Annotated in this window: 17 protein-coding genes; 7 read left to right on the forward strand and 10 right to left on the reverse strand. The window is 66.5% G+C overall.

Going from position 1 to position 15,261, the window contains the following annotated elements; translation table 11 throughout:
- Nucleotides 1–142: 142 nt before the first annotated feature.
- The 3 genes from BJ988_RS24280 to rsmG form a co-directional block, all read right to left on the reverse strand.
- The gene (locus tag BJ988_RS24280; protein ID WP_179660425.1) at nucleotides 143–1,183 is read right to left on the reverse strand and encodes a ParB/RepB/Spo0J family partition protein; all 1,041 of its coding nucleotides are present in this window, start codon (nucleotides 1,181–1,183) and stop codon (nucleotides 143–145) included.
- A 99-nt stretch (nucleotides 1,184–1,282) separates the two neighbouring features.
- The gene (locus BJ988_RS24285) at nucleotides 1,283–2,086 is read right to left on the reverse strand and encodes a ParA family protein (RefSeq protein ID WP_179661677.1); all 804 of its coding nucleotides are present in this window, start codon (nucleotides 2,084–2,086) and stop codon (nucleotides 1,283–1,285) included.
- A gap of 276 nt (nucleotides 2,087–2,362) precedes the next feature.
- Nucleotides 2,363–3,100, reverse strand: a complete 738-nt coding sequence (gene rsmG, locus BJ988_RS24290; RefSeq protein ID WP_343051772.1) for a 16S rRNA (guanine(527)-N(7))-methyltransferase RsmG — start codon at nucleotides 3,098–3,100, stop codon at nucleotides 2,363–2,365.
- A gap of 248 nt (nucleotides 3,101–3,348) precedes the next feature.
- Here rsmG and BJ988_RS24295 point away from each other — a divergent pair, with 248 nt between their 5' ends.
- Nucleotides 3,349–3,639 (forward strand): GIY-YIG nuclease family protein, encoded by a 291-nt coding sequence (locus BJ988_RS24295; RefSeq protein ID WP_179660426.1) that lies wholly within the window; start codon nucleotides 3,349–3,351, stop codon nucleotides 3,637–3,639.
- A 389-nt stretch (nucleotides 3,640–4,028) separates the two neighbouring features.
- The gene (locus BJ988_RS24300; protein ID WP_343051773.1) at nucleotides 4,029–4,784 is read left to right on the forward strand and encodes a L,D-transpeptidase family protein; all 756 of its coding nucleotides are present in this window, start codon (nucleotides 4,029–4,031) and stop codon (nucleotides 4,782–4,784) included.
- A gap of 128 nt (nucleotides 4,785–4,912) precedes the next feature.
- Here BJ988_RS24300 and BJ988_RS24305 read toward each other — a convergent pair whose 3' ends face one another.
- The 5 genes from BJ988_RS24305 to rpmH are packed head-to-tail and all read right to left on the reverse strand — an operon-like array spanning nucleotide 4,913 to nucleotide 7,260.
- Entirely contained in the window at nucleotides 4,913–5,419 is a 507-nt protein-coding gene (locus BJ988_RS24305) for a R3H domain-containing nucleic acid-binding protein (RefSeq protein ID WP_179661679.1), read from the reverse strand.
- An 11-nt stretch (nucleotides 5,420–5,430) separates the two neighbouring features.
- A complete protein-coding gene (yidC, locus tag BJ988_RS24310) occupies nucleotides 5,431–6,420 on the reverse strand; it encodes a membrane protein insertase YidC (RefSeq protein ID WP_179660428.1) in 990 nt (329 codons plus the stop codon).
- 3 nt (nucleotides 6,421–6,423) lie between these two features.
- Entirely contained in the window at nucleotides 6,424–6,768 is a 345-nt protein-coding gene (gene yidD / locus BJ988_RS24315; RefSeq protein ID WP_343051774.1) for a membrane protein insertion efficiency factor YidD, read from the reverse strand.
- Nucleotides 6,744–7,097, reverse strand: a complete 354-nt coding sequence (gene rnpA / locus BJ988_RS24320; RefSeq protein WP_179660430.1) for a ribonuclease P protein component — start codon at nucleotides 7,095–7,097, stop codon at nucleotides 6,744–6,746. The genes yidD and rnpA overlap by 25 nt, the downstream gene beginning before the upstream one ends.
- Nucleotides 7,098–7,122: 25 nt before the next feature.
- The gene (gene rpmH, locus BJ988_RS24325) at nucleotides 7,123–7,260 is read right to left on the reverse strand and encodes a 50S ribosomal protein L34 (protein ID WP_091044043.1); all 138 of its coding nucleotides are present in this window, start codon (nucleotides 7,258–7,260) and stop codon (nucleotides 7,123–7,125) included.
- 485 nt (nucleotides 7,261–7,745) lie between these two features.
- Here rpmH and dnaA point away from each other — a divergent pair, with 485 nt between their 5' ends.
- From dnaA to gnd, 3 genes are all read left to right on the forward strand, one after another.
- A complete protein-coding gene (dnaA, locus tag BJ988_RS24330; RefSeq protein ID WP_179660431.1) occupies nucleotides 7,746–9,500 on the forward strand; it encodes a chromosomal replication initiator protein DnaA in 1,755 nt (584 codons plus the stop codon).
- Between the two features lie 767 nt (nucleotides 9,501–10,267).
- On the forward strand, nucleotides 10,268–11,407 hold the full coding sequence (gene dnaN / locus BJ988_RS24335) for a DNA polymerase III subunit beta (RefSeq protein ID WP_179660432.1): 1,140 nt from the start codon (nucleotides 10,268–10,270) through the stop codon (nucleotides 11,405–11,407).
- 73 nt (nucleotides 11,408–11,480) lie between these two features.
- Nucleotides 11,481–12,371 (forward strand): phosphogluconate dehydrogenase (NAD(+)-dependent, decarboxylating), encoded by an 891-nt coding sequence (gnd, locus tag BJ988_RS24340; protein ID WP_179660433.1) that lies wholly within the window; start codon nucleotides 11,481–11,483, stop codon nucleotides 12,369–12,371.
- A 58-nt stretch (nucleotides 12,372–12,429) separates the two neighbouring features.
- On the opposite strand, the gene BJ988_RS24345 is transcribed toward gnd, so the two are convergent.
- Nucleotides 12,430–12,876, reverse strand: coding sequence for a DUF2752 domain-containing protein (locus BJ988_RS24345; RefSeq protein WP_179660434.1), 447 nt, complete (start codon nucleotides 12,874–12,876; stop codon nucleotides 12,430–12,432).
- Nucleotides 12,851–13,273, reverse strand: coding sequence for an NINE protein (locus BJ988_RS24350; protein ID WP_179660435.1), 423 nt, complete (start codon nucleotides 13,271–13,273; stop codon nucleotides 12,851–12,853). Before BJ988_RS24350 ends, BJ988_RS24345 begins: the two co-directional genes overlap by 26 nt.
- Before the next feature lie 29 nt (nucleotides 13,274–13,302).
- Here BJ988_RS24350 and recF point away from each other — a divergent pair, with 29 nt between their 5' ends.
- Together recF and BJ988_RS24360 are read left to right on the forward strand one after the other, a co-directional pair.
- Nucleotides 13,303–14,454, forward strand: a complete 1,152-nt coding sequence (recF, locus tag BJ988_RS24355; protein WP_179660436.1) for a DNA replication/repair protein RecF — start codon at nucleotides 13,303–13,305, stop codon at nucleotides 14,452–14,454.
- The gene (locus tag BJ988_RS24360; protein WP_179660437.1) at nucleotides 14,447–15,034 is read left to right on the forward strand and encodes a DciA family protein; all 588 of its coding nucleotides are present in this window, start codon (nucleotides 14,447–14,449) and stop codon (nucleotides 15,032–15,034) included. Before recF ends, BJ988_RS24360 begins: the two co-directional genes overlap by 8 nt.
- Nucleotides 15,035–15,261: the final 227 nt, after the last annotated feature.

The following is a 15,261-nucleotide window of genomic DNA, read 5'->3' on the forward strand; positions in this document are numbered from 1 at the left end:
GAGGTCGAGCCTCTCGAGACCTCCCCAGAAAGTCATCTCGACAAGCTCGATGACCGGACCACCCCCGGAGGTCGAGCTTGTCGAGACCTCATCTGAAGGTCACGACATCTATTTGTCGACAAAGCGCTTTATCGCTTAATGGCTAAATGGATTCGTCTGAGGCAGGTGACATCAGCTCGACGATCCGACGCAGATCATCGAGCGTCGCGAACTCGACGGTGATCTTTCCCTTGGAGCGCCCCAGATCGACTTTCACGCGGGTGTCGAAGCGGTCGGAGAGCCTGTCGGAGATCTCCTTGAGCCCAGGAGCACTCGGCTTGGCGCGTTTCACGCGCGGAGTGGCGAAGGCGTCGCCGTCTGGGTCGCCGAGGGCAACGATCTCCTCGAGACCGCGTACGGAGATGCCCTCAGCCACCACCTTCTGAGCCAGCTTGTCCTGCTGCGGCTCCCCATCGACCGCAAGCAACGCACGCGCGTGGCCGGCCGAGAGCACGCCGGCGGCGACACGGCGCTGCACCGACGGGGACAGCTTCAGGAGCCGGATCGTATTGGAGATCTGCGGTCGCGAGCGTCCGATCCTCTGGGCCAGCTCGTCGTGGGTGCACTCGAAGTCGTTGAGCAGCTGCTGGTAGGCCGCCGCCTCTTCCAGCGGGTTGAGCTGCGAGCGGTGCAGGTTCTCCAGGAGCGCGTCCCGAAGCATGTCGGTGTCGTCGGTCTCGCGGACGATCGCCGGGATGACCTCGAGGCCTGCCTGCTGGGTCGCGCGCCACCGGCGCTCCCCCATGACCAGCTCGTAGGAGTCGGTCGCCACTTTCCGGACGACGATCGGCTGCAGCAGGCCGATCTCGTTGATCGAATGGACCAGTTCGGCCATCGCATCCTCGTCGAAGACCTGACGAGGCTGCACATGGTTCGGATGGATCTGGGTGACCGGCAGTTCGGCGAAATATGCGCCGTCGACCGGCGCCAGATCCGATTTCTCGATCTGGCGGCCTTCCGTCGACTCGGCGGACCTGGGGTCCACGGATGCGCCAGAAGTCGCTCCAGCGGAAAGGTCCGAATGACGGACGTCCGACTGGACAGGAGCGCCGTCGGACGACTCATTTCCACCACTGGCCGGAGCGGTCGGAATCAGCGATCCCAGACCTCGTCCGAGACCACGTTTCGGCGGCTGCTTACTCATTTCTGTGTCCCCCAATGTCGGTGGTCGAGCTTGTCGAGACCACTTCCGATGTCGCAGATGTGGTGGTCTCGACAGGCTCGACCACCGGGTCCTTCGTCGTCACTGCTGGCCCTGTTTGGCGAGCTCCTTGGCGGCCTCGAGATAGCTCAGCGCGCCCGGCGAGCCCGGGTCGTACGTCATCACCGTCTGCCCGAACGAGGGCGCCTCGGACACGCGCACGGCGCGGGGGATGAACGTGCGCATGACCGTGTCGCCGAAGTGCTCACGCACCTCCTCGGCGACCTGCGAAGCGAGCCGGGTGCGAGCGTCGTACATGGTGATCAGCATCGAGGAGACCCGCAGCGTCGGGTTCAGTGCCGCACGCACCATCTCGACGGTCTTGAGGAGCTGACCGAGACCCTCCAGCGCGTAGTACTCCGCCTGGATCGGGATCATCACCTCGGTGCTCGCGACGAGCGCATTGACGGTGAGCAGGCCCAGCGACGGCGGGCAGTCGATGAGGACGTAGTCCCATCGATCTTCCGCGTCGCCCACGCGGGGCGACTTGGCCAGGGCCTCCTTCAGGCGCTGTTCGCGTCCGTCCTCCTCGACGAGCTCGACCTCGGCGCCGGCCAGGTCGATGGTCGCCGGCACGAGCTCGAGGCCTTCGAGCTTCGGGACCGGCACCACGACGTCTTCGAGCGACGCTCCCTCGACCAGCACCTCGTACGTTCCCGGGGTGCCTTGGTAGTGATCGACGTCGAACGCGGTGCAAGCGTTGCCCTGAGGGTCGAGATCGATGACCAGCACCTTCTGACCCAGCTGGGCCAGCGCCGCGGCGATGTTCACCGTCGAGGTGGTCTTGCCGACGCCACCCTTCTGGTTGGCGGAGACGATCACCCGCGTGCTCGCCGGGCGCGGCATCGGCGGCCGGCTGCCCGCTGCCCCGCGCGCCAGGAGCGTGTGCTCGGCGGCAGCCGCCAGCGGCGTCGCCTCCGTGGTGAAGTCGTTCTCGAGGGATGCGATGTCGCCGGCCGTACGGAGCCTGATCGACACCGGCTCGTCGGTTTCACGTGAAACGGCGTTCTCTGGACTCTTGTCGTCGTACGGCATGTTCCTCATCCTCTTCGTCCGGTGGTCGAGCTTGTCGAGACCACCCGGTCCCACGAGATGTCGTGGTCTCGACAAGCTCGACCACCGTCAACGTCGCTTCTTCTTCCGGGGCCCACCCTTGGACCCCTTCTGGCCGCCCTTCGGGACCGGCGGCCAATCTACCCGTGCGGGATCCGACCAAACCACCCGAACCGCGACAGTTGTCGTCTCCAAAACGTCTACACCGAGCTCGGAGACCGTCGGCGGCGCGCATCCCCACTTCTTCAACGTCGGGCCGGCCTCCTCGATCTCCGCCTCGATGCTCGACCCCTTCATCGCGACGAGCGCTCCGGTGGGGGCCACCAGCGGCATCGACCAGTCGAGCAGCTTTCCCAGGCCAGCGACCGCTCGCGACGTCACGACGTCGAAGCCGAGCTCACCGTGAAAGGCATCGGCCCTCCCCCGCAGCACCGTGACGTTCTCGAGCCCGAGGTCCCCCGCGACTTCCTCGAGAAAGGTCGTACGCCGCAGCAGCGGCTCGATCAATGTGATCTGCAGGTCTGGGCGGGCGATCGCGAGGACCAGGCCCGGGAGTCCCGCACCGGAGCCGATGTCCGCGACCGCGACTCCTTCGGGGATCACATCCCCCAGAACGGCGCAGTTCAGGATGTGCCGATCCCACAGCCGCGGAACCTCTCGCGGACCGATCAGCCCGCGGACCACGCCCGCGTCCGCCAGCCAGGCGGCGTACTTCTCGGCAAGCTCTAGGCGGTCGGCAGGAAAGACTCTCTCCGCCCGGGGGTCGAGCTCGCCGAGACCACCCAAGTCCTCACGTTCCTCGCTCACGCACAAACTGTTTCACGTGAAACCCGCATGGATGAACTCCCGGCGAGCAAGAGGTCTCGACAAGCTCGACCTCCGGTGGTCGAGCCTGTCGAGACCACCACCCTCCGACGAGAGGCCTCCCCCGGTGGTCGAGCCTGTCGAGACCACTGCCGTCCGGTGAGAGGCCTTGACAAGCTCGACCTCCGGACGGGCGCGATCCTTAGAGGCTCCGCCACAAATTGTCGGTGGTCCCGCTCAAGATGAGGGGCATGGCTTTCACATACATGCTTCTCTGCTCAGACCGAACCCTCTACGTCGGCAGCACGACCGACCTCGAGCGCCGCATGACCGAGCATCGCGTCGGCCTCGGCCCGGAGTACACCCGCCATCGACTTCCGGTGCAGCTGGTCTGGTACGAGCAGTACGACAACGTCGCCCATGCGTTCACACGGGAGAAACAGATCCAGAACTGGAGCCGGGCCAAACGCATCGCGCTCATCGAAGGGCGACTGGGCGATCTGCCTCGGCTCGCGAACACGTCGACGACGCCGCACGACTAACGATCCTCCGCTGCCAGAGGCCCCACGGAGAGAGGTCTCGACAAGCTCGACCTCCGGTGGTCGAGCTTGTCGAGACCACCACAGATCCACGGCGGTCGAGCTTGTCGAGACCACCACAGATCCACGGTGGCGCGGTCGCCGGCAGACCGCGTTTCACGTGAAACGCGCTCGGCTTGAACGGCCGGCGAGGGGTGGCGACCCAACGAATCCGCGGAACGGGGCGGGAGGGCACACCGAGGGCGCTCAGTGCGCTAAAGTCCGCGAGCAGCCTTGCGAATCTGATGCAACCGCGCGCGCTGCTCGAACGTCTTAGTCGTAGAAGTCGCACTCGATGCGACCCCCAGCGGCCCGCGCGACCGGGCCATCAATTCATGACCCACGGAGCTGATGTGAACGTCCGTAGAACCCCGGTGGCGATCTTCCTCACCGCCATCCTCGCCTTGGGATTCTCCCTCGGCTCGATCGCTGCCACGAGCAGCGCACAGGCCACCGTGCCGACGACCTCGCTCGGGCAGCTCGGACTGCAGACGGCATACAAGGTTCTCTACCAGCAGGGCTCCACCGGTCTCGGGGTGCGCAAGATCCAGGCTCGCCTCAAGGAGAAGGGCATCTACACCGGGCGGGTCACCGGCACCTACGGGACGAAGACGACCGGCGCCGTCAAGACCTTCCAGCGCAACCAGCGCCTGGCCATCACCGGCAAGGTCAACCAGCGCACGCTCGACCGTCTCCGCTCGAAGACGAGCACGCCGACCGACGCGACGCTGTACAACCTCGACCGCCGCTGCCTCACCGGCCGCGTCCTGTGCGTCGACAAGACCGACCGTCGGATGCGCTACGTACGCAGCGGCAAGATCCTCAAGGCGATGGATGCTCGCTTCGGCTGCAAGGCCAACCCGAGCCGGATGGGCGCCTTCAAGGTCTTCAAGAAGAGCCGCAACCACGTCTCCTCGATCTACCACACGCCGATGCCGTACGCGATGTTCTACTCCGGCGGCCAGGCCGTGCACTACTCGTCGGACTTCGCCGCCCGCGGCTACAACGGTTGCTCCCACGGCTGCGTGAACGTCCGCAAGAAGGCGGCCATCGCGTGGGTCTTCGACCAGATCCGTATCGGTGACCGGGTCGTCGTCTACCGCTCGTAGGTACCACCGCACGACTGCGGGGCGTGGTCTCGACAGGCTCGACCACCGGTCCCGTTCCACGTGAAACATCTCCACAAAGAGATCGCCCCTCGTGCCACACGGCACGAGGGGCGATCTCTTTGTCAGCGTCAGACAGGCAGAACGACCACGTAGCGCCGCGGCTCGACACCCGAGGACTCAGAGGTGAGGCCGGCGGCGGCAACGGCGTCGTGCACGACCTTCCGCTCGAAGGGCGACATCGGCTTCAGCGAGACCGGGGCACCGGACTCCCTGACCTCCGCCACGGTCTCCTCGGCGAGCGCCATCAGCGTCGAGCGACGGTCAGCGCGGTAGCCACCGACATCGAGCATCAGGCGGGACCGCTCGCCGGTCTCACGGTAGACCGCGAGCCGGGTCAGCTCCTGAAGTGCGTCCAGAACCTCCCCGTGACGACCGACCAGCTGCTGCAGGTCGCCTCCGACGATCGAGACGGCGGCACGGTCGCCCTCGACGTCCATGTCGAGGTCACCGTCGAGGTCGGCGATGTCGAGGAGCTCCTCGAGGTAGTCCGCCGCGATGTCACCTTCCTGCTCGAGCTGCTTGAGGCGCGTCTCTTCGCTGACCGCCTCCACAGTCTCGACCTCGGTCTCGCTCACATCCTGAGTCGTCACTTGGTTCCCCCGTCCTTCTGGGTCGTGGAGCGACCGGCGGTCGTGCCGGCCTTCTTCCGCTGGCTCCTGGTCTGGTTCTTGGGCTGGTTGCGCTGCACCGGACGCTTCTCGGTGACAGCCTCCTCGGCTTCGACGATGTCGATCTCCGCGTCGGTCATGCCCTTCTTCTTACGCTTGGCCCGGTCGCGTTCCTGCTTGGCGTCGAAGGCCGGCGTCCCCGGTGCAGGGTTGTTGCGGATCACGTAGAACTGCTGAGCCATCGTCCACAGGTTGGAGGAGGTCCAGTAGAGGATCGTTCCGACCGGGAAGGCGATACCACCGACAGCGAACACGACAGGCAGCACGTACAGCAGCAGCTTCTGCTGCTGGGCGTACTGACCGGTCATCGCGTCGGCAGGCATGTTCTTCGACATCAGCTGGCGCTGGGTGAGGAAGGTCGTGGCGATCATCGCGACGACCAGGAACCCGGTGAGGAAGTACGTGCTGATGTGGTCGGCCGTCGTGAACTGGTCCGAGAGCAGCGAGCCGAGCCAGGTCGAGTTGGCGAACTCGTGGGCGTCGGCGTCGCTCAGGAAGCCCTTGCCGTCACCGTTCGAGGCGTGCTCCAGCATCCGGAACAGCACGAAGAAGATCGGCATCTGGAGCAGCAGCGGCAGGCAGGACGCGAACGGGTTGGTGCCCGAGTCCTTGTAGAGCTTCATGGTCTCGGCGGCGAGCTTCTCGCGGTCGTGACCGTACTTCTTCTGCAGCTCCTTGACCTTCGGCTGCAGCAGCTGCATGTTCCGGCTGGAGTTGATCTGCTTCACGAACAGCGGGATCAGCAGGGCGCGGATGGTCACGGTCAGACCGACGATGGCCAGCGCCCACTGCCAGCCTTCGGACGGAATGACGTACGAGAACGCCTTCTGCCACACGAGCAGGATGCCCGAGATGGCGTAATACAGCGGTGTTGCGATCCATCCGAACAGATCGCCTATGGCTCCCACGGATCAGGCTCCTCGTTGTCGGGAGTCCGCACTTACACGGACAAGGTCTTCAGGGTCTCTTGGATTCTTCGGGGGTGGCACGGGATCGAAGCCCCGATTCTTGGCCCAGGGGACGCAACGGGACAGACGGCGCACCGTCAGCCAGCTCCCGCGCCAGGGGCCGTGCGTCTTGACGGCCTCGAGCCCGTACGCCGAGCACGACGGGTAGTAACGGCACACATCGCCGTACAGCGGACTGATGAGCGTCCGCCACACATGCAGCAGTCCGACCAGGACGTACGTCAACAGGAGGTCGAGCTTGTCGAGACCACCCCGCACGAAGCTCATGACAGCACCCGCGCGAGACATCGCTTCAGGTCGGTGCCGAGGTCGTCGTACGAGGCACCGGCAGCAGGAGGAAGCGCACGGACCACAAGCACAGCAGAGCCCGGGAGTCCGCTCAGGGACTCCCGGGCCTGATGACGCAGTCTGCGCTTCACGCGATTCCGGACGACGGCCGGACCGACGGCCTTGCTCACCACGAAGCCCACCTGCGGCTCGCGCTCCCGATCGGCATCGCTGCCGGTGTCGGGGACGAGCAGGTGGACCACCAGGCTCTTCGAGCCCGCGCGCTTGCCTCGTCGTACCGCTTCTTTGAAACCCGACGAATCGACCAGTCGGTGGCGACGTGGCAGCACGCGCGTGGTGGCTGAGGCCGCGGCCTCAGACGGTCAGGCTCTTGCGACCCTTGCCGCGGCGCGCAGCGAGGATCGCGCGGCCGGCACGGGTGCGCATGCGCAGGCGGAAACCGTGCGTCTTGTGACGGCGGCGGTTGTTCGGCTGGTAAGTACGCTTGCTCACGGGTGCTTCCTTAGTTGGTGTGGTGTGGTGGCCGGTCGCTCTCCGGCAGTCCTATTACTAGGATGAAGAACTGCGCACCCGTGGGACGGGCGGACCTAGCAACGGTACGTGGACGGCGAAACCACGGTCAAACCCGCGCCCTATCACACCGTTGTGATTCACCCTCCGCCTGTGGAGGACGGCTTGCCCGGGACCGCCGCCAGCCGGTAGTTTCGTCCTCTACCGAGGTTTCCCTGCACAGCGCCAGGAGCTTCGGCCGCATTCGGGGGGATGCCACGCTGGGATCTCATTTTCCCACCTGACCTGCCGATACGGTCGAATTCTCGCGGACGGCAACGTGTCTCGGTTGGTCGCCGACGCCTACATTCGGTGATGCTCCACAGCTTGTGGAAAAGTCTGTGGAGGATGTAGACCAGACCGCTGCATCAATCCAGGCTGCATCAGTACAAGACCACCACCCGAGCCATCAGGGAAGGCAGGAACCTGTGGAGCCCTCCGGCCTCGCGCCAGAACCACAGCCAGATCTCCAGTCCGCATGGACGCGGGTGGTCGCCGAGCTTCCGCCGAACCAGCGCGCCTGGCTCCGAGACAGCGAACCGCTCACTCTGCACGGGTCGACCGCGATCGTCGAGGTCCCCAACGACTTCACACGCAACCAGATCGAGGGCCGCCTGCGTGGCTCTCTGGAGAAGTCGCTGGGCGAGATCTTCCATCGTGAGATCCGCATCGCGGTCACCGTGAACCCCGACCTCGACGTAACCCCCGATCCCGACACCCAGGCGATCATGATCTCCGAGCGGGAGATCGCCGCGGCGGACGCTGCCGCCGCCGCTGCCCTGCAGCATCAGACGGCCTTCCCGGGCCAGTCGGCGTATCCCAGCCAGTCGGCCTTCCCGCATCAGTCGGTCTACCCGCCCAACTCCCCAGGCCTCATCCCCGGCCCGCCCCCGCCCCCGGCGCCGGGGCAACGCGACGAGCCGGAGGCGCCCGCGGCGTACTCGGGTCCGCAGGCTCCCATCGCGCCGCCGCCCACTCAGCAGCCGGCTCCGCCTGCGGGGAACGACGACGTACGCCCCGGCTATGGCGACATGTCGACAAATCCCCCGCGGCCTCCCGTGGCCCCTGTCGAGGAGCCGGCCCCACCGCGGCCGCTGGTCCCTGGTCCGCCGACCCGGCCCAGCGAGCCCAACCACAACGTCCTCGAGACCCGACTGAACCCGAAGTACACCTTCGAGACGTTCGTCATCGGGTCCTCCAACCGGTTCCCGCACGCGGCCGCGGTCGCGGTCAGCGAAGCACCGGGCAAGGCCTACAACCCGCTCCTCGTCTACGGGGAGTCAGGTCTCGGCAAGACCCACCTGCTGCACGCGATCGGCCACTACGTCCGGAGCCTCTACTCCGGCGCGAAGGTGCGCTACGTCAGCTCGGAGGAGTTCACCAACGAGTTCATCAACGCGATCCGCGATGACCGGCAGGACCGGTTCAAGCGGCGCTACCGCGATGTCGACGTCCTGCTGATCGACGACATCCAATTCTTGGAGGGGAAGACCCAGACGCAGGAGGAGTTCTTCCACACCTTCAACACGCTCCACAACGCCAACAAGCAGATCGTGCTGACCTCCGACCGTCCGCCCAAGCGGCTCGAGGCGCTGGAGGACCGGCTGCGCAACCGGTTCGAGTGGGGTCTGATCACCGACGTCCAGCCGCCCGACATCGAGACCCGCATCGCGATCCTTCGCAAGAAGGCGGCGATGGAGCGGCTCACCGCGCCGCCGGACGTGCTCGAGTTCATCGCGAGCAAGATCCAGACCAACATCCGTGAGCTCGAGGGTGCGCTGATCCGGGTGACCGCGTTCGCCAACCTCAACCGGCAGGATGTCGATCTGACGCTGGCCGAGATCGTGCTCAAGGACCTCATCCCCGACGGCGGTGAGCCGGAGATCACCGCCGGCCTGATCATCGCCCAGACCGCGGCCTACTTCGGGCTGTCGATCGACGAGCTCACCGGACCATCGCGTGGGCGTCACCTCGTCATGGCCCGCCAGATCGCCATGTATCTGTGCCGTGAGCTCACCGAGGACTCCCTGCCCAAGATCGGCAAGCACTTCGGCGGCCGTGACCACACCACGGTCATGTACGCCGAGCGGAAGATCAATCAGCTCCTCGCCGAGCGCCGCGCCGTCTTCAACCAGGTCTCCGAGCTCACCAACCGCGTCAAGATGCAGGCGCGCCAGGCCTAGAGCCGGACGTACGCAGGCAGCGACCCACCGGTGGTCGAGCCTGTCGAGACCATCCCGTGAATCACGGTCGGGTGGTCTCGACAGGCTCGACCACCGGTTTCTTGCGTCCACCCGAGGGCTCGATCAGCGGTGCCTTGCGTGGTCTCGACAGGCTCGATCAGCGGTGCTTCCCGGCGTCTCCAGTGGCTCGTCCACAGGCGCCTCGTCCGCGTTTTGGGATTTCCAAAACCCACTGGCCGAGATTTCCTGAGGTTCTCCCAAGGTTCTCCACAGCCCACAGGCTGGGCGAAACCTGTGGAGAACCGGCCATTCAAATGGGATGGAAAAGGGGATGGCCTGTGCACAAAACACTCGAAAGTGCTCACAGCTCTCCACAGCCCACAGTGACGTGCGTCATTTCAGCAGGACGTCCACACCCCCTGTGGAATCACATTTGCGGGCGCCACCTGGGAAGACGCGCTTCATCCACATTTCCCACAGATGCTCTTACGACGTACGAAACTATTTAATCCACGGATCCTCGGTGAAATTCCACGAGCGCCCTTCCCTGGGGACAACTCGCTCAGCGATCCGGAGTCCACAGGCAGGCCTGTGCAGAGCCGAGACGGCTGAGCGCTTACCGGTTGTCGGCGGTCCGTGGCAGGATGCGTACTCCAGGTCATGTCAACGCGGGGGCGTTCCGGAACCGGTGGCGTCTTCCCCCCAAGGTTCAAGCACCGCATGTCCTCAACAGCCCCGATGTCGAGTTAGAAGAAGGACAGGTCATCGTGAAGTTCCGCGTCGACCGCGACGTGTTCGCGGATGCCGTCGCCTGGGCTGCCCGCAGCCTTCCGGTTCGCCCCAGCACCCCGGTGCTCTCCGGCCTCCTGATCGAGGCGGGTCACGAGGGCCTGATGCTCTCGACCTTCGACTACGAGACCTCGGCGCGAGCGACGCTCTCGGCCGAGGTCGCCGACGAAGGCAAGGCACTGGTCTCAGGCAAGCTGCTCGCCGACATCTGCCGCAGCCTCCCGGCAAAGCCTGTCGAGATGGTCACCGATGGATCCCGCGTCTCGCTCACCTGTGGGAGCGCGCGGTTCAGCCTGCAGACGATGCCGGTCGAGGACTACCCGACCCTTCCGGAGATGCCGACCGCCGCCGGCACGGTGAAGTCGGAGCTGTTCGCCCACGCCGTCGCCCAGGCCGTGACCGCCGCCGGCCGCGACGACATGCTCCCGGTCCTGACCGGCGTGCGGCTCGAGATCGAGGGCTCCACGATCTCGCTGCTCGCCACCGACCGCTTCCGGCTCTCCCACCGTGAGCTCGAGTGGAATCCGGCGACCCCCGACGAGAGCATGGCCGCGCTGGTGCCGGCCAAGGTGCTCGGTGACACCGCCAAGTCGCTGACCAACGGCAGCGAGGTCACCCTCGCGCTGTCCACCACCGGCACCGGTGAGGGGATCATCGGCTTCGAGGGCGCAGCCGCGGGTGGCGTACGACGCACCACGACGCGCCTGCTCGACGGCGAGTTCCCGAAGGTACGCAGCCTCTTCCCGGCCGAGCACCTCACCACCGCGCTCGTCGACAAGGCCTCCTTGATCGAGTCGGTCAAGCGCGTCGCGCTGGTCGCCGAGCGCAACACCGCGGTCCAGATGGTCTTCGAGGACGGCGTTCTCACCCTTGACGCGGGCTCCGGCGACGAGGCCCAGGCGTCCGAGTCCATCGAGGCGACCATGGAGGGCGAGGGGCTGACCACCGGGTTCAACCCGCAGTTCCTCCTCGACGGGCTGCAGGCCATCGACCAGCAGGTCGTCGAGCTCGCCTTCACGCAGGCTCCGAAGCCGGTGGTGATCAGCGGCAAGCCGGCCGAGGGCGGCGAGGAGCCGGGGTTCCGCTATCTGCTGATGCCGCGGCGCCTGCTCTCCTGACCTTCTCTCGCCCACACCTCGCTCGTAGGGTGGTCTCGACAAGCTCGACCACCGGATCTGAAGGAAATCTCGCATGCACATCGGACTCGTCGGCCTCGGCAAGATGGGTGGCAACATGCGCACCCGCCTGCGGGAGGCTGGCCACACCGTCGTCGGATACGACCGCAACCCGGACCTCGCCGACGTGGCGAGCCTGACGGAGATGGTCGAGGCGCTGCCCAGCCCCAAGGTGGTCTGGGTGATGGTGCCGGCGGGCGAACCGACCCGATCCACGATCGCCGAGCTCAAGGAGCTCCTCGGTGAGGGCGACCTGGTCGTCGACGGCGGCAACTCGAAGTACACCGACGACGCCAAGAACGCCGAGAGCCTCGCTGAGAAGGGCATCGGTTTCGTCGACTGCGGTGTCTCCGGAGGTGTCTGGGGTCTTCAGAACGGCTACGCCCTGATGTACGGCGGCTCCGAGGAGAACGCCGCCAAGGTGATGCCCGCCTTCGAGGCCCTCAAGCCCTCCGGCACCGAGGACGGGCTGGTCCACTGCGGCTCGACCCCCGGGGCCGGCCACTTCTCCAAGATGGTCCACAACGGCATCGAGTACGCGATGATGCAGGCCTACGCCGAGGGCTGGGAGCTCCTCGACAAGGTCGACATCGTCGACAACGTCCCGGAGATCTTCGCCTCGTGGCGCACCGGGACCGTCGTACGTTCCTGGCTTCTCGATCTTCTCGTCGAGCAGCTGCGCGCCGACGAGCACCTCGACAAGATCAGGGGCTACGCCGAAGACTCGGGCGAGGGCCGGTGGACCGTCGAGGCCGCGATCGAGAACGCTGTCCCGCTGCCCGCCATCTCGGCGTCGCTCTTCGCACGGTTCGTCTCGCGGCAGAAGGACGACCAGGCCATGAAGGCGGTCGCCGCGATGCGTAACGGGTTCGGTGGGCACGCGGTGATCTCGGAGTCCGAGGCCTGAGTCCTGCACACCCGCTTGCGCGGGTGGTCTCGACAAGCTCGACCATCGGCTCGACCACCTAGATGGGGTCTACGACTCCAGCGAGGGTGAGGATCAGACGCGCGGCACCGTAGGTGAGGAAGAGCGCGAAGGTCCCGAGCACGATCGGGTTGCGGACGAGCTTGTCCAGGTCAGCAGGGCGTTTTCCGGCCGACCGGGCGCGCACGACAGTGACGACCAAGGCGATGACCGCCAGGATGAGGACCGGGCCGAACCAGTTGCTGGCCAGCGCCGGGCCGATGTCGCCGTGCATGAGGTAGACCCATGACCGGGTCAGGCCACAGCCTGGGCAGGGCAGGCCGGTGAGCGCACGGAACGGGCAGATCACCGGGCCGTCCTCGATGCCGCCGGCGGGCAGGAGCGTCGCGATCACGATCCCGCCGACGCCGATGGCGGCGGTGAGCTCCGTGGAGCTCACCGCCGCGACGCGCTGACGCAGGTCAGGCGAGGGGTTTGCCGTCGACATCCGGGAACTTTCTCACGATGATGAGGATGATGTCGATGATCGCCCAGATCCCGAAGCCACCACAGGTGACCAGCTTGAGGATGCCGAGCCCGATCTGGCCGACGTAGAAACGGTCGACGCCAAACCCACCGAGGAAGATCGAGAGCAGCAGCGCGACGAGCCACTCCCGGCTCGAGAAGACACCAGGCACCTGTTTCACGGGAAACCACTGCTGGTCGGTGCCGAGGCTGGCCGGGGTGTCGGACTTGATCTGGCCCGCGGCCGCCATGTGGGCGAGCTGCTCGACCGGGTACGGCCCGTGGACCTGGCCCATCACCGACAGATAGAAAGGCCCTGCCGGCGCTCCGTAGGCGGGTTGCCCTGGAGGTGGGCCGTAAGGGTTGGGAGACTGGGTCATGCAGGCACCTTAACGAGAGAGGAAACCCGATGTACGTCTCACACCTCTCTCTCCACGACTTCCGCTCCTATCAGAGCGTCGAGGTCCCGCTCGAGGCAGGCGTGACGGCCTTCGTCGGGCGAAACGGCCAGGGCAAGACGAACCTGGTCGAGGCGATCGACTATCTCTCCCGGCTGCAGTCCCACCGGGTCGCCACCGACGCACCCCTGGTCCGGGCCGGTGCCGATCAGGCCGTCGTGCGCGCCGCGGTGGTGCGTGACGGTCGCACCGCGACGCTCGAGGTCGAGATCAACGCGGGCCGTGCCAACAAGGCCCGGATCAACAGGAGCCCGCTCCCCCGCACCCGTGACCTGGTCGGAGTGGTCCGCACCGTGGTCTTCTCCCCCGAGGATCTGACCCTCGTCAAGGGGGACCCCTCCGACCGGCGGCGATTCCTCGACGACCTGATGATCCTGCGCGCCCCCCGCCTGGCCGGGGTGCGCAGCGACTACGACCGCGTCCTCAAGCAACGAAACTCCCTGCTGAAGACCGCCGGCCTCGCGCGCGGTTCCGCACGAGAGGGTGCGCTCGCCACCTTGGCCGTCTGGGACGAGCACCTGGCCGGCATCGGTGCCGAGATCCTCGCCCAGCGACTCTCCCTCGTCGAGGCCTTGAAGCCGTACGTCGGCAAGGCCTACGAGACGGTCGCCCGGGGTGCGAGCCGGGACGATGCCGAGATCACCTACAAGTCGGTGGTCGAGCTTGTCGAGACCACCCCGAGCGTGGAGTCCCTTCGTGAGCTCATCCTGTCCGAGCTGGCAAGACGCCAGAAGGACGAGCTCGACCGCGGCATCAGCCTCGTCGGTCCCCACCGCGACGATCTGCTGCTGTTCCTCGGACACGGTGCCGGCGCGGAGCCGCTCCCGGTCAAGGGCTACGCCAGCCACGGCGAGTCCTGGTCCTTCGCGCTGGCGCTCCGGTTGGCTGCGTACGACCTGCTGCGGGCCGACGGCGACGACCCGATCCTGATCCTCGACGACGTCTTCGCGGAGCTCGACAGCCAAAGACGTGTCCAGCTGGCCGAGCTGGTGGCCGACGCCGAGCAGGTCCTCGTCACCGCCGCGGTCCCCGAGGACGTACCCGCCGCGCTCGCCGGTGCCCGCTACCACGTCACAGCCGGCGAGGTGACCCGCGATGAGTGACGAGCCGCCGGTCGAGCCTGTCGAGCCTGTCGAGACCACGCCAGAGGAAGAGGAAGAGTCCGAGAAGCGCGCCGACGGCCTGGACCTCGCCCGCTCCCTGACCCGGGCCACGGCCAGGATGCCCGCTCCGAAGGCAGGTCAGAAGAGAAGACGTACGTCCCCGGGACTCTCGCCCCGCTCGACCACCCGTCGCGGCGCGGTCTCCGGCGCCCGACCCGACGACCGCGATCCCCAGCTCATCGACTCGGTGGTCAGCCGGATGGTCAACGACCACGGCTGGGACACCTCGCTGCGCGTCCACGGCGTGATGGCCCGCTGGTCGGACATCGTCGGGGAGGAGATCGCCGATCACACCACCCCCGAGTCGTACGCCGACGGCAAGCTGTCCGTGCGCACCGACTCGACCGCGTGGGCCACCCAGCTCAAGCTGCTCGCGCCCACCCTGGTGAAGCGGCTCAACCAGGAGCTGGGTCACGGAACGGTCATCCTCATCGAGGTGCTCGGTCCTCATCTGCCGTCGTGGAAGAAGGGTCCTCGGGGGCTGCGCGACGGTCGCGGGCCCCGCGACACCTACGGCTGAGACCGAGGCGCGGCGGATCATGAACAGGTGTTCGAAGCTCGGCGCGTGGACTGCGATCTGCCGCTCTAGGCGCCCCGAGAACGTATAGGGACTCACCGAGCCCCCTGCTGGGGGCGCAGAGACACCGTCAGGAGACGCACAGACGCTCATTTCGATCACAGTTCCCCCTCAGGAGCGGCCGCGTGCGTGGAATCCGGGGTTCTACGGGGTATCATGGGGATTGGGTC

Source organism: Nocardioides panzhihuensis (assembly GCF_013408335.1).
In the GTDB taxonomy this organism is placed as follows: domain Bacteria; phylum Actinomycetota; class Actinomycetes; order Propionibacteriales; family Nocardioidaceae; genus Nocardioides; species Nocardioides panzhihuensis.